Source organism: Methanomassiliicoccales archaeon (assembly GCA_014361295.1).
In the GTDB taxonomy this organism is placed as follows: domain Archaea; phylum Thermoplasmatota; class Thermoplasmata; order Methanomassiliicoccales; family JACIVX01; genus JACIVX01.
Genome location: JACIVX010000001.1, coordinates 563,222 through 577,076, shown reverse-complemented (window position 1 = coordinate 577,076; position 13,855 = coordinate 563,222). Strand labels below are relative to the sequence as shown.

Annotated in this window: 14 protein-coding genes; 9 read left to right on the top strand and 5 right to left on the bottom strand. The window is 45.8% G+C overall.

What is annotated here, in order from left to right:
* The first annotated feature begins 91 nt into the window (after positions 1-91).
* Positions 92-1,531, top strand: coding sequence for a radical SAM protein (locus H5T41_02890; protein ID MBC7107727.1), 1,440 nt, complete (start codon positions 92-94; stop codon positions 1,529-1,531).
* 9 nt (positions 1,532-1,540) lie between these two features.
* Entirely contained in the window at positions 1,541-1,810 is a 270-nt protein-coding gene (locus H5T41_02885; GenBank protein MBC7107726.1) for a TIGR04076 family protein, read from the top strand.
* Here the strand turns inward: H5T41_02885 and H5T41_02880 are convergent.
* The 3 genes from H5T41_02880 to H5T41_02870 form a co-directional block, all read right to left on the bottom strand.
* A complete protein-coding gene (locus H5T41_02880; GenBank protein ID MBC7107725.1) occupies positions 1,785-4,127 on the bottom strand; it encodes a DNA topoisomerase I in 2,343 nt (780 codons plus the stop codon). The genes H5T41_02885 and H5T41_02880 overlap by 26 nt on opposite strands.
* Before the next feature lie 119 nt (positions 4,128-4,246).
* On the bottom strand, positions 4,247-4,678 hold the full coding sequence (gene nikR / locus H5T41_02875; protein ID MBC7107724.1) for a nickel-responsive transcriptional regulator NikR: 432 nt from the start codon (positions 4,676-4,678) through the stop codon (positions 4,247-4,249).
* A gap of 41 nt (positions 4,679-4,719) precedes the next feature.
* Positions 4,720-6,132: a CoA-binding protein gene (locus tag H5T41_02870; protein ID MBC7107723.1), complete on the bottom strand. Its 1,413-nt coding sequence runs from the start codon at positions 6,130-6,132 to the stop codon at positions 4,720-4,722.
* A gap of 174 nt (positions 6,133-6,306) precedes the next feature.
* Between H5T41_02870 and H5T41_02865 the strand changes: the two genes are divergently transcribed.
* The 3 genes from H5T41_02865 to H5T41_02855 are packed head-to-tail and all read left to right on the top strand — an operon-like array spanning position 6,307 to position 9,050.
* Complete coding sequence (locus tag H5T41_02865; protein MBC7107722.1) at positions 6,307-7,104, top strand: asparagine synthetase B; 798 nt, start codon at positions 6,307-6,309, stop codon at positions 7,102-7,104.
* A gap of 13 nt (positions 7,105-7,117) precedes the next feature.
* A complete protein-coding gene (locus H5T41_02860; protein MBC7107721.1) occupies positions 7,118-8,431 on the top strand; it encodes a bifunctional folylpolyglutamate synthase/dihydrofolate synthase in 1,314 nt (437 codons plus the stop codon).
* Positions 8,394-9,050, top strand: coding sequence for an endonuclease III (locus H5T41_02855; protein MBC7107720.1), 657 nt, complete (start codon positions 8,394-8,396; stop codon positions 9,048-9,050). Before H5T41_02860 ends, H5T41_02855 begins: the two co-directional genes overlap by 38 nt.
* 23 nt (positions 9,051-9,073) lie before the next feature.
* Here H5T41_02855 and H5T41_02850 read toward each other — a convergent pair whose 3' ends face one another.
* Complete coding sequence (locus tag H5T41_02850) at positions 9,074-9,364, bottom strand: hypothetical protein (protein MBC7107719.1); 291 nt, start codon at positions 9,362-9,364, stop codon at positions 9,074-9,076.
* Positions 9,365-9,489: 125 nt separating this feature from the next.
* Between H5T41_02850 and hypA the strand changes: the two genes are divergently transcribed.
* Together hypA and hypD are read left to right on the top strand one after the other, a co-directional pair.
* The gene (gene hypA / locus H5T41_02845; protein ID MBC7107718.1) at positions 9,490-9,864 is read left to right on the top strand and encodes a hydrogenase maturation nickel metallochaperone HypA; all 375 of its coding nucleotides are present in this window, start codon (positions 9,490-9,492) and stop codon (positions 9,862-9,864) included.
* Positions 9,864-10,934, top strand: a complete 1,071-nt coding sequence (gene hypD, locus H5T41_02840; GenBank protein ID MBC7107717.1) for a hydrogenase formation protein HypD — start codon at positions 9,864-9,866, stop codon at positions 10,932-10,934. The genes hypA and hypD overlap by 1 nt, the downstream gene beginning before the upstream one ends.
* 65 nt (positions 10,935-10,999) lie before the next feature.
* On the opposite strand, the gene H5T41_02835 is transcribed toward hypD, so the two are convergent.
* Positions 11,000-11,578, bottom strand: coding sequence for a DUF998 domain-containing protein (locus H5T41_02835; protein ID MBC7107716.1), 579 nt, complete (start codon positions 11,576-11,578; stop codon positions 11,000-11,002).
* A 263-nt stretch (positions 11,579-11,841) separates the two neighbouring features.
* On the opposite strand from H5T41_02835, the gene H5T41_02830 reads away from it, so the two are divergent.
* On the top strand, positions 11,842-12,957 hold the full coding sequence (locus H5T41_02830) for a magnesium transporter CorA (GenBank protein ID MBC7107715.1): 1,116 nt from the start codon (positions 11,842-11,844) through the stop codon (positions 12,955-12,957).
* Between the two features lie 404 nt (positions 12,958-13,361).
* The gene (locus tag H5T41_02825; protein ID MBC7107714.1) at positions 13,362-13,844 is read left to right on the top strand and encodes a hypothetical protein; all 483 of its coding nucleotides are present in this window, start codon (positions 13,362-13,364) and stop codon (positions 13,842-13,844) included.
* Positions 13,845-13,855 lie beyond the last annotated feature (11 nt).

Here is a 13,855-nt window from a genome sequence, read left to right as displayed (position 1 = left end):
CGGGTAGTCCCCATTAGCAGTTCATGTAGCAATGTGATAAATATTGATTGAATATTGGGGTTTCACAAACTCGTAAGGAAGGATTGGTCTGATGAAGACTAGTACGGGTGTGCAGGTCCTCAAAACGATGATCGGCAATCCGATAACAAGAAAGATCCTGGCGGGGATGAGCAGATACTGCGAAACTGACCAAAAAAATCGTCTCGAGGTGGCACTTGAACTTTATGTCGGTGTGCGAGACGATGCATGCACATTTTGTAAGGCGGCGGAGAAGCCGCTTGCGTCTGTTCTGAAAAGGGGAGCGAAATCTTTTGGCGTCACCGAAGAGGAGATGAAAACCCGATTCAGAGACCCATACTGGCGAAAAGGACTTTCGTGTGTGGTGAGGGGGATTGCCGATTTTGGGGTGAGAAAACCATTCGTTCCGGGCGCACCATTCCAGGTCGTCTGGGATGTGACTTACGCCTGCAATCTTCGGTGTCAGCACTGCTATGCGACGGCGGGAAAAGCCCAAGAGGATGAACTAACTCACGAAGAGGCCATCGCGCTTGTCGACAAACTAGCAAGAATGGGTATACCGATCCTTGCCTTTTCTGGCGGTGAACCGCTCGTCCGAAAAGATATCTTTGACTTGACGCGGAGAGCGGCCAACCACGGAATGTATGTTTCGATCGCCACAAACGGCACGTTAATCACACCTGAAAAAGCCAAGGAGATGAAGGAGGCTGGCGTACAGTATCTGCAGATCAGCATTGATGGCGCCGATGCCGCAACGCATGATGGGTTCAGAGGTATATCTGGGGCGTTTGATCGCACAATCGAAGGCGTCAAAAATGCGGTTGCAGAGGGTTTCTTTGTCAACATCGCGACAACGGCAACGAAAAGAAATCTCCATCAGATCCCGGATATCATCGATTTGTGCGAAAAGCTCGGTGTCAACTGGTTCATGGCTTACAATTTCGTCCCGACGGGTCGTGGTCGGATGATTATCGAGAACGATCTTTCGCCAGAGGAACGCGAGAATCTCCTGAAAATGCTTTACGGCAAATTGAAGGAAGTCGACTGCGAGCTGTTAACGACAGCACCTCAGTATGCGCGCATTGCGCTACAGAATTGCGGACAGGACGGATCGATCGTTGTGCCGACGCATTTTTACAATACGGAAGTCCAGGGGAATCTGTTCAACTTGACTGAGTTCATCGGAGGTTGTGGTGCTGGCAGATTCTATATGGCGATACGGGCAAACGGGGATATCGAGCCCTGTGTCTTTTTCCCTCTCAAGGTCGGCAATGTGAGAACGGATGATCTGGAAGAGATCTGGCTGCACAACAAGGTGTTTGAAGAACTGCGTAATAAGGATATCTTGAAGGGAAGCTGCGGCACCTGTGACTATCGATACCACTGTGGCGGATGCAGGGCAAGAGCATACGGCTACTTCGGCGACTATCTTGCGCCTGATCCCGGTTGTATTAATAATGTCGAAAAATACAGGGAGATCGTCGCGAGTATCCCTGTCGCGTCAGCGAAGTGAAGGAGCATTATGTCGTATAATGTAAAGGTGGAAGTCGTCGAGATCGGAGGGAGTGGTAAGTGTCCGTTAGGTCTCAAGGTAGGTGACACCTTTGAGTTCGGTGCATTTCCACCTCCGGGTCTCTGTGTTTGGGCAACGTATGTGATTTTTCCATTCGTGACAGCGCTTCGATTCGGAGGGAATTTCAAGGAGTTTGGCGAAGAAGAAGGCGTTGTTCACTGTTGTTGCATCGATCCGAAAAATCCAGTCGTGTTCAAGCTTTCGAGGATCGTCGACTAACCTTCTTCGTTCCAGTCTTTTGGTTCTCTGATTTGCTATTCGAATTTTTTCTATTATTCGCCTTTTTTGACAAGCACTTCTGATTGATGCAGGTTCTCCATGTGGTTTTTCCTGTATCGATTTCAACCATCGGTGATCCGCAAGTCTCGCATGTGCTGTCAGCTGTTTTGATTGTACCTGTCTGTGGAAGAGGAAATGTTTGATCGCAGTCAGGATATCCAGAACATCCTAGAAATCTCTTACCATTGTGTGAATAAACAATGCGCATTTCCTTCCCGCATTTGGGACACTGAGCCAGTGTATTCTTCTTTCTGTTGCTGACACATGATGGGTCGATGCAAACGATTTCTGGTGGCTGTCCCTTCCTAATGACTTTAATCATCGGCATATCGCAGATTTCGCATTTCTTGCCTGTCGCCTCGATCATAGCGCCTTTTGGTTTTGGAAAACTCGTTTTGCAGTTTGGATATCCGGAGCATCCGATGAATTCTCGCCCCTCCCTCGATTTGAGTATCCTAAGTTTCCCGCCACATGTCGGACAATCACCGATGTGTCTTTGCTCTTCCAAGGCTGACTTAATCTCCGCGCCGATCTGATCCCGATGCTGTTCCATGATATCAACGACATCCGAAAGCATATCTTGCGATTCATGTACGACATCATCCAATGTGCTCTCCCCTCTCGCGATATCGTCCATGTCCTTTTCAAGATGTGACGTCATTTTGCTGTCTGTGATCATGTTGGCGTATTTCTCAAGGGCTTCTGCCACGGCAATTCCTGCGGGTGTTGGTATCAGATTGTTCCCTCTCACATAATTTCGTTCATACAACTTCTGAATGATCTCGTGTCTCGTACTTTTTGTTCCCAGTCCGAGACGTTCCATTTCCTGGATGAGCGTACCTTGAGTATACCTAGGCGGTGGTTGTGTGAATTTCTTATTTAATTCGACGCTGAGAACGTCGACTCTATCTCCAACGCTTAAATTGGGAACATCGACTTCCGAGATTTTGTAATACGGATAGTATTTCCTCCAGCCTGGATTAATTAGCTTATACCCAGCGGCAGTGAATATCTCTCCATTTATCGAGATTGTGCACTTATTGACTTTAACTCGCGCCGGTGGTGCGACTGTTGCTAGGAAACGACGCACTACGAGTTCGTAAATCTTCCATCTTTCCCCTTTCAATGTTTTTCTCGAAGCGACCTCAGTGGGATAAATCGGCGGGTGGTCAGTCGCTTCAAACTTTCCTTTTGACGGAATTATCCGATCCTGTGCGAGTATCTCTTCTACTTCGTTTCTGAACTCAGATTCCCTCAACTTTTCAAGGACTCCTTTCAAATAGAGAGATTTTGGATAAACGGTATTATCTGTACGTGGATATGAGATGTAACCTGAAGTATAAAGATCCTCGGCGATACTCATCGCCCTACTGGCTGGAATACCGAGTCTATTTGCCTCTGCCAGAAAATTCGTCGTGTTAAATGGCGCAGGTGGATACTCATCCCTCTCGTTAGCCTCGTACTGGATGACTTCGCCCGATTTTATGTCCTTACACTTAGAAAGAACATTCTTCGCATCGTCCTCCTCCCAAAAAGGATTCTTTTGATGTCCACCAATGAATTCGGCGTGATCGTCTCTCATCTTGGCAGTGACATCCCAGTATGGTTTCGGGATGAATTCTTCGATCTGTTTGTGCCTGTCGACGATGAGGCTCAACGTCGGGCTTTGTACCCGACCCACAGAAAGGAAATTTTTTCCCATCTGGTGTGTCGCCTTTGAAATGAACCGGGTGAGGGTTGCGCCCCACGCAAGATCGATGATCTGCCTACATTCGGCAGATTCCGCAAGCTTTTCATCGGGATTCGTGAGCGAAGAAAAGGCCGTCTCGATCTCATTCTTTGTCAGCGCACTGAACCTTGCCCTCTTTACCTTGTTTGGGTCTATGGAGAGTATCTTAACGGTTTCAAGACCGATCAGTTCACCCTCTCTATCATAGTCGGTGGCGATGATGACCTGATCGATATTATTCGAAAGTTCTTTGAGCGCTGCCAGAATATTCCTTGCGATGACCTTTTTTTCAGGAATCGCATAAACGAGATCTTTCGGATCGACTTTCTGCCAATCGTTGAGTTCCTTTGGGTAATCCAATTCAAGAATGTGACCCCGCAGGCCAACGACATCGATTTCTTGACCATCTCTTTCGATATGGAAAACTGGCACACCATGTAGGTTCCTTCTTTTGTAGGAACCTCTTCCGAGGATCGTAGCGATGCGAGCAGCTGCGTTAGCCTTTTCAGAAATGACGAGTATTCTCATTCGTTCTTCGCCCAATGAGAATTCTATATAAAATTATATGTTCGTATCCTAAATTGCGCTCAAATCCATCGAGAATTCCTAAATTTTTTGCCTTTGAAAAGAAAAATGGCCAAAATAACTCAATGTTCTTCATTTTCAGTTCCGAAACGCCCTGCAGTCATCGCCAGTTTGCCATGCAAAACTCCGCGAACGCTGCATAGCTCATCCGCAAGTTTCTTGATGTTTTTTACCTTTCCACTGACTACGAGAACCTCCAAACATCTGTGTACGTCCAAATGAATATGCATCGACGACGATATATACGTATGATGAGCGTGTTGAATTTCCAATAATTTCTCTCTCACGCCACCCTTTTCGTGATCGTAGACGAGTGTGATGGTGCCGAATGCTTCCGAGTTTTCATCAGCCCAAATCTCCTCTACGAGCGCATTCCTAATCAGATCTCTGATTGCCTCAGATCGCGTTGTGTATCCCTTTTCTCGAATCAACTCATCGAATTTTTTCAACAATTCTGGCTCGAGCGATACTCCGATCCTTGTGACGTTATCCATAGCAATTGAGTTACATTGACTTTTAAATCTTAAGATATTTTCTATAGTTCTTTACATGAGGACTTAATTCTTTTCAGGTAAAGCCCTCTATCGTATAAACTTCGGATCGCTTTAATCGCTCTCGTCAGCGAACTATAGGCCGGTATTCTTTTTTCTTCGAAGCGACGGAGCATTGGTCTCGGTACACTTCCGCCTATGCAACAAACGATCGTCGGTTTCCCTCCTTTCTTAATCTTCTCCTCAGCGATGTCAACAAGGCGGTTTGTTAGCAGAGGTGGCTGAAGTTGGAGGAGCAGCAGAACCGCATCGACTCCCTTTTCTCTCTGAATAATTTCCAGAACCTCACCATACATCTCGTCTGTCACACTGCCCGTGAGGTCAATGGGATTTTCAACGGAAGCAAAATACTGTGTCCTTTCTCTGATTGCTTTCTTGCCTTCGTCACTGATCTCCGCAAGCCTCATGCCTACGCCCTTTTCTTTAGACTCAATGTAATCGGTAGCTATGACGCCGAAACCGCCTGTGCTGCTGACAACTGCAATTCTGTCTCCATCGATATGATCGAGATAAGCAAGGGCCTTTGCCATGTCCAGCAATTCGATTTCATCGTAAGCCCTCTGGATTCCGATCTGCTTGAAGATGCCACTGACCAAAGCATCCGACCCACTGGCTATTGCCCCCGTATGCGATGATGCCGCTTTAGCCCCTTTTTCAGTACTGCCAACCTTTATCGCAACGATCGGTTTTTTTGGTGTGATTTTCTTGCAGATTTCAACGAACTTCTGTCCATCTGAAAAAGATTCGAGATACATCGCGATTGATTTCGTACGATCATCTTCTGCGAAATACTCAAGATAGTCATTTTCGTTGAGATCGACTTTATTTCCAAGGCCGACACACGCTCTAATCCCGACGCCCGTATCCTCAGCCATTTCGTAAATACCGCACATTACAGAACCGCTCTGAGAAATCACGGCGATTTCACCATCGCTGGGTCTTGGGCTTCGCTCCTTTGGAACGAAAAGTGTGTCAAGCTTGTTCTCGGTGACGATGATTCCGAGAGTGTTCGGTCCTACCAATCTGGTTCCTGAGCCCTTGAGAATATCGGCGATTTTTCTTTCCAGAACCTTACCTTCTTCTCCGATCTCCCCGAAACCAGCCGCCACGGAAATGACAAAAGGAATTCTCTTCTCCACACATTCTTGGATAATCGGTGGCGTGATTTTTGCAGAAACGGCGAGGACCGCCAGATCAACTGCTTCCGGCAGATCTTTTACGCTCTTATAGACCTTAAGCCCATTGATGACGCTTTCATTGGGATTGACGAGATACAATCTGAAATTCCCATTCATCAGGTTGATCAGAATCGTGTTTCCAATCTTTCCTGGGTGACCGGAAGCGCCGACAAGCGCGACGCTTTTCGGGTTGAATAATGCATCTAACTGGCTAACCATCGTGTCCTTGAACGAAACTCATGCTTAAATCTTTTTCATCAAATTTTATTTATCTATCTGAATATGTGAAATCGCAATGCCGAAAAGGATTGAATTCTAGCGGGTTTCAAATTGAAATTCGAAAATAAAAAGAGATTAATAAACGAGTCAAACCTACCTCAGGTGTGCATCGCGATGGTTTGGGAAATTGAGCTCTTAAACTCACTTCAAGATATCCTGAGTGATCTTCTTCGGGATCGGCGTGATGTAGCAATATCATTCTCCGGAGGACTGGATAGTAGCATTCTCGCATCGATCGCATCGGAGTATTGCACTCCACATCTTTATACAGTCGGGATCGAGGATTCACATGATATTTCCGTTGCAAGAACCACCTCGGAAAAATTGGGCCTCCCCTGGGAGAAAATTGTCATCACCGAAGAAGATATCATCGACGCGATTCCAAAGTTGGTAGCGATAATTTTCGATCTCAATCCTCTCGTTCTCTCTTACGAACTTCCGCTGTATTTCGTTGCATCAAACGCCAAAGAATCCATTCTCGTCAGCGGGCAGGGAGCTGATGAGCTGTTTGGAGGTTACAAAAGATATGAACTTCTTTCACTGGAAGAGCGGGAAAAGTCGATGAATGAAGATTTGACAAAATTGCTTAATATTGGAATAAATTTGGAAAGAAAAATCGCCGCACATTTCGACAAAGTGATCGTGCACCCGTATCTTAGTCCACAATTCATCGATCTTGTGCGGAACATCCCTATCGATGAACGAATGAAGGACGGCCTCCGAAAAGGGCTCCTAAGAAATGTCGCAAGAATTCTCGCTCTCGATGAAATCGCTGATTGTGAAAAGAAAGCGGCACAATACGGTTCAGGCATCATGAAAGTGCTAAAGAACGCCGCCCGAAAACGCAAGCTTCATTTAAAGGAATACGTTCAGCAGCTCGTGACATCTGGTGGACGTTCAGCGCGATGTTGAATGGCGGGATAGAATGTCTTATCAAGAAACGCTAAACTGGCTCTTCAGCCTCGAAAACATGGGCATCAAGCTTGGCCTTGAGAATACAATTGAACTCTTAAAGCGGCTTGGTAATCCCCATCTCAAATTCAGATCCGTTCATATTGCCGGCACGAAAGGAAAGGGATCCGTTTGCGCGATGATCTCATCGATTCTTCAGGAAGCCGGATATAAGGTTGGATTGTATACTTCGCCACACATTGTTGACTTTCGTGAACGAATCCAGGTTAATCGAACGCAGATTTCCGAGAATGAACTTCTCCGCTTAATCGAAGAAATCAGGCCAATTGCCGAAGAAATGGCTTTGGCAAACGCTTACAAGCGTCTTACTTTTTTTGAAATCACAACGGCGATGGCTTTCGTTTATTTCGCTGACAAGGGTGTGGAAGAAGCGGTCATTGAGGTCGGGATGGGAGGGCGCCTCGACGCCACCAACGTCATCTATCCAGACTGTAGTGGCATAACTAAAATCGGGCTGGAGCACACGCAGTACCTTGGAGATACTCTCGAAAAGATTGCTTTTGAAAAAGCTGGAATCGTCAAGCCCGGTGTTCCGGTGGTCGCCGCTGATGGTAGTAAAGAAGTGCTCAACGTCATCCGATCAGTTTGCAGGGAACGAAATGCTCCACTGAGGATTGTGGGCAGTGATCTCAAGTATAATCTCATTTCAACGACGTTAAATGGAACGATAATCGATATCGAACCAATTGGCAAGATTTATGTTCCGCTCATTGGTTCATTCCAGGCGCTTAACGCCGCGATCGCTTACGGTTGCATTCAGGAACTGGTCAAAAAGGGAATCAACATCTCTGATGATGCGATCGTCAATGGATTTTCAGAGACACGCTGGCCCGGGAGGTTCGAGATTGTATCGCAATTCCCGCTGGTTATCTTTGATGCGACGCATACGCCGGATGGCGCGGCAATTGTGTCCGAAGACCTTGAAAAACTTGCCAACGGTCGAGTCATTCTCGTACTCGGTGTTTTGAATGATAAAGACATTGATGGACTTGCAAAGCATCTAGGTAGGATCGCAACAATTGCTATTGCGACAGCGCCAAAGAGCAAACGCGCATATCAAGCGGGTGTTGTTGCCGAGCATCTGAAGAAGTATTGTAGCCACGTTGAAACGGTTGAAAGTGTCGGCGATGCGGTTGAAAGAGCGTTGAGGATAGCCTCAAACAACGACACGATCTTCGTCACTGGCTCGCTCTACACGATTGGCGAAGCAAAGGTCTGGTGGGATTCTCATGAAACCCGTAAGAGAGATCTTGATCACGCTCGTTGATCATTTTCCTATCGGAGCATTTCCTGGCGGAACGAAAGATAACAAACCCACTAGTGGAAGTGACCCTTTTCGGGTTCTCATTTCAACGGTTCTCTCTCAAAGAACAAAGGATGAGAATACTTACATCGCATCGCAACGCCTTTTTTCAAAATACAAGAATGCAGCGGAGCTCGCAGCAGCGCCATTAGATGATCTCATGGAATTGATACGCCCTGCAGGTTTTCCCAAAGCGAAATCAAAGGCGATCAAGGAAATTGCAAGGATTATACACCAGGATTACAACGATCGCGTTCCAAATGAGATGGACAAGCTCCTCGCACTGCCTTTAGTTGGCAGAAAAACGGCCAACTGTGTTCTCGTCTATGGATTTGATCAGGATGCGATCCCAGTCGATGTTCATGTTCACAGGATATCGAATAGAATCGGGCTTGTCAGCACGAAGACGCCTGAGGAAACGGAAATTGAACTGACAAGAGTCGTTCCAAGAGATCTTTGGAAATTCATCAATACCGTCTTCATCGCGTTTGGCAAGAAAATTTGCACACCAAGAAATCCAAAGTGTTCGATTTGTCCAATCAATCGTTATTGTGATTATTTTACTGAGAAGAGGACACGGTAAACGATCACTTGAAAGAATTTCTCTTAAACTCCAAGACTCTCATCGATTTTCTTACTCATTTCCTTTTCGAGCTGGATTTCTGCCTCCCATTGATCCAGCGAATCAAGAATTTCCTTGAGATGCTTGAGGCAATCGATGCATATCCACCGATTACCGATGTTCTTCATCGGTTTCTTCTTGTACCCGATTGTCCCGCAGATCCAGCAGACGTGCATATCTTTAGTCCTATGCTCCACATACGCCTCCATCTTCTTTCCTTCGACGATCGCCTCGAGCGTTAATTCTTTCCTGGATTTCTTGTTGCTGGTGTTCATCGGGTTATCACACTTTATATTAATTTCTATATAAGTAATTCTCGTAGTCTTACGATTGCCTTTCTCGCTTCTTGATTCAATTTTCCAAAAAAGTAATTATGTGATACGAGGTCTTGGTCTTCAAGATGCATGAAGTTTCTGTCATGTCTGACATCATCAACGCTGTTCTGGGTCAGCTTGGCCATTATGAAATTGAGAAAGTCGAAGAAGTTGTACTTGTTGTCGGAGAGTTGACGTTTCTTGGTGAAGAACAATTGAGATTTGCGTTCGAGATATTGAGTAAGGGGACGATACTCGAAGGTGCCGAACTGATCATTGAAACAGAAAAAGCGATACTGCGCTGCCCCTCCTGTGGATTTGAAGGGCCACCAGAACATATTGGAGATGGAACTTTTCACTTCTCGATTCCGATTTTGAGCTGTCCGAAATGCGGCAATCAAGCGGATATCATTAAGGGGAAGTGCTGTGGTGTCACATCGGTCAAGGTGGTGGAAAAGTAATGTTCAAATTCAGGGATGAAGCACTCGCAAGGAGAATTGTTCAAAGAATAGCGGATCTCGGGATCAATGCGATGTTCATGCACGTATGCGGGACGCACCAGGACACCCTTGTTCGATTCGGTCTTCAGAGTCTTCTCGAAAAGGCAGGCATTGATATCAGGCAGGGACCAGGCTGTCCCGTCTGTGTCACCACCTCCTACGAGATCCAGGAGGCGATGGCGATCGCTCGATCTGGAAAAACACTCGCGATTTTTGGAGATATGCTTGCGGTACCGACGCCTAGTGGCTCCCTTGCAGACCTCAGGGCTCAGGGATTCGATGTAAGGGTTGTTTATTCGATCGATGAAGCTGTCAAACTCGCAAGAACTGGTAAGGAAGTCGTTTTCATGGCCGTTGGGTTTGAGACAACGAGCCCCACGACCGCCTCAGCAATCTATTCAAGACCTCCCGCCTCTTTTTCGATTCTCAGCGCCCATCGTTTAATTCCACCAGCTATCGAGGCAATCCTCCAAATGGGAGAAATTCGTGTTGACGGATTAATTCAGCCTGGACATGTGAGTACAATTATCGGTCTCAAGCCGTACGAGGAAATCGCGAATCGATATCGCATGCCACAGGTCGTCGCGGGCTTCGAGCCACTGGACCTCCTAATGGCCGTCTATATGCTTGCCGAACAGGTTAAAGAAGGTACCGCCGTTGTCCAAAATGAGTATTCGCGTGTTGTGAAGCCAGAAGGCAACCTCAAGGCCCTCTCCCTTCTTTCGGAGGTTTTCAAGAAAGTCGATAAACCATGGCGAGGATTTCCCGTTATTAAAAATAGCGCCCTTGAGTTAAAAGGGGAATTTGAAGAATATGACGCGCGAAAGAAATATGCCGATTTGCTCACTGATCTCTCTCCCTCTGAGTTTTCAACCGCCTGCCGCTGCGGGGAGGTTTTGCGAGGTCTCATCCCCTCTGAAGACTGCCCACTCTTCGGGACTTCTTGTACTCCTGGGAACCCGATGGGCCCATGTATGGTTAGCAGGGAGGGAAGCTGCAACATCACTTATCGATATCGTCCCAAGGATTGACTTTCAAAGATCGACTCAATTATATGCGCCCGATCACATACCTTTTTTTTGTGTTTTGCCAGTCTTCAGAATTCTTTTGCTGTTAGCATCCTAACGGAGACGATTAAGGACCAGAACAGGAGGCATATCACCGCAACAGCCTCGGCGGTTGGAATATTTGTGAAAAACAGGAATCCCAGAGACACAACGATCGCCACGATCGTTATGATTGAAAAAATGGCACCAAAGGCCCTGCTCGATTGCAGAGGTCTGATAAGAATGATTAGCGCAATCAATGAAAGACCGAAGAATGAGTAACTAGCCACTGTATGATAAACGCCGGTTGTGATGGGAAAAACGCCAACGGCTAGTAGAGAAATAGCAGCAAGGAAAAAGACGGCAGAACCTGCTTTCCCAAGATTATCACTGCTAAGTGTATTTTTTAATCCAAAAACAAAAACGATACTGAGAAGTGCCTCGAGGATAACGCCAGTATTAAAGAAGATCCGACCAGGTCTATCCCCACCGAGTTCGCTGAGCGTCTGTTCCCCCAGCACCCAACTCGAATCGACCGTTGCCGCTACTATCCACATGAGTGCAAAGATGATCGCACCCATTAATCCACAAAAGGCTCCAACTTTGATAATCCTTCGATGATTCGACATCCAACGGTAATTTGTTTGTCTTTTTATTTTATTTTCATCCGCTCTATTTTCAGGCTTCAGTTAGATATGGGATTCCTTCAGCTTCCGATTCGTTTCCTCCATGTAATCTTTCATCACCCAGCGTTATCACTTATAATCTTCGGCAAGACCAGAAGCCTTTTAGGTTGGTGTATTGTTCTCCGTTATCGATTTTCGCGCAAGCAATCGTGGTGAGATCCAGAATATCAGGATCGATATAATCCGAAATACAGGCGAGTGGATCGATGAACGATTCAGTACATGCACAAAATAACGCTTCGGTCAGCGGTGGCACCAATTATTCGAATGAGAAGCCGAAAGGGATCTGTGTCGCGCTCGTTTCACCAGGAAAAACTGTTAAGTTCGCTGGATCATCGCCGGATGATTTTATTTCAATAATCCGTACGTCGGTGCTTTCGTGGGTAAACTTTGCAACAGATGACCTGCGGCACGAAGGAAATGAGATCGCTGTAAAATTCGGATTCACCGATTCGTTGGTTCAAACGCTCCTTTCAGGCTACTATGCAACTTTCGAAGACCACGGAACAGAGATGGGTATCATGCTCCCTGCGGTCAGAGCAGAAGGTCTCGAACTGAAAGTATATCCCCTCATTATTCTCATAAGAGATGGGCTCATCGTGACGATGCACAGTAAGGAAGTCGCCAGGCTCGTTGTTTTTGCACGTTATGCAGATGGTTTCTTAAGAAAACTGCCAGAATCTGCATCGCCTCAGGACAAGCTCACACTGATGCTCATTCGGATTATCGACGAAAGCAATTCGAGGAACTTTGAGCATTTAAGGGAAATAGAGGAACTCGGTGACAAATTGAGTGAGACGCTTGTCGATCCGAAATCACCTAGAATGACCATCGGACGCCAGATCTATGAGATTAAACATGCGCTCATCACCTATCTAAACACATTGTGGAGAACGTTGGATGTTCTTCATTCGCTGCGTTATGGCGATGCAGATCTCGTGACAGATAATCCTAAAGTTTTATCAAAAATTGGATTGCTCGCGGACGAAGTCAACCGACAGATCGAATTGAGTGAGCACATGTCCGAAGTCCTTGCGTCGGGGCTCGAAGTCCTGCAATCATTGTATAACAATCAGCTGCAGATCTTGAATAATCGTATGGCACTCGTCATGACTTGGTTAACAATTCTGGGGACGGCAGTCCTTGTGCCAAATACCTTAGCAACGATTTTCAGTTTTGCTTTTGGCCTTGAGTCTAAGTTGCTCCTTTGGTCGGTATTAATTCTCATTATCTCCACAATTAATGCAACATTTCTTGCCTACTGGTGGGTTCGAAGACGAGTCATCATTACGGCGATTCCAGAAGAAACCGATAAACGCTAGTCGATTATCCATTAATCCGTCCCTTAGGGTCATTTCTAGTTGATCGTTGACATTTTTTGAAATCCTTTTTATCTTTCAGAAACAGACTACTCATAATTAAAGTGATATGAACGAAAAGTTACAATTTCCTGAATGCACATCCACGGATCATTTTGGACTGAATTTTCGAGGGGGAAATCCAAATTCTTCAAATCCTGGAGTTTGCCGTTCCTCTATGTTTCGGCATGCATACACATCGTGATAATATCGACCATTATCGATTTGAAAAGCCTATCATCGCATATCGTATCATCATGTTTTGTCAATATGGCCATAAAAAGAACATAGGAAAATCCCTTCGAAAATGTCGAACATAGCGACTCGAAAATTAAATAATTAGAAACGATGAGAGAGATGGTTTTATCATGGTCGAAATAAGAACGAGTGATGAGCTATTGACCTTTTTACAGAAGGCATTGGAAATTGAAGCGAGTTTCGAATCCATGTCTCAGTGGGAATCATACATTAACATCAAGAAAGATGAATTTAGGGACGTCGTCTCTGAGCTCATATCGGAATCAGAAAAGCACAAGGCGATGGTTGAAGAATTGATTTCCAAGGTGAAGGTCAACCATCAATGGCAGATGCCATCCATTCGACCGCGAGAATTCGATTTCAAGAACAAAACGGAATTCGAAATTATGATGGAACTGTCGAAATACGAAAAACTCGCATATGACATTTACAAAAATATCTATGACGCCCTAAAAAAGTCAGATCTGACGAATCTTGTCAGGGAGGGTGACTCAGGACTATTCTTTTCAACCTTGGAACTCCTTATCAATGATGAATCGGATCATCAGTCGAAGATCGCACGTTATGTTGGAAAGGTGGAGAGAATCAGGTAATTCGCGGGAAC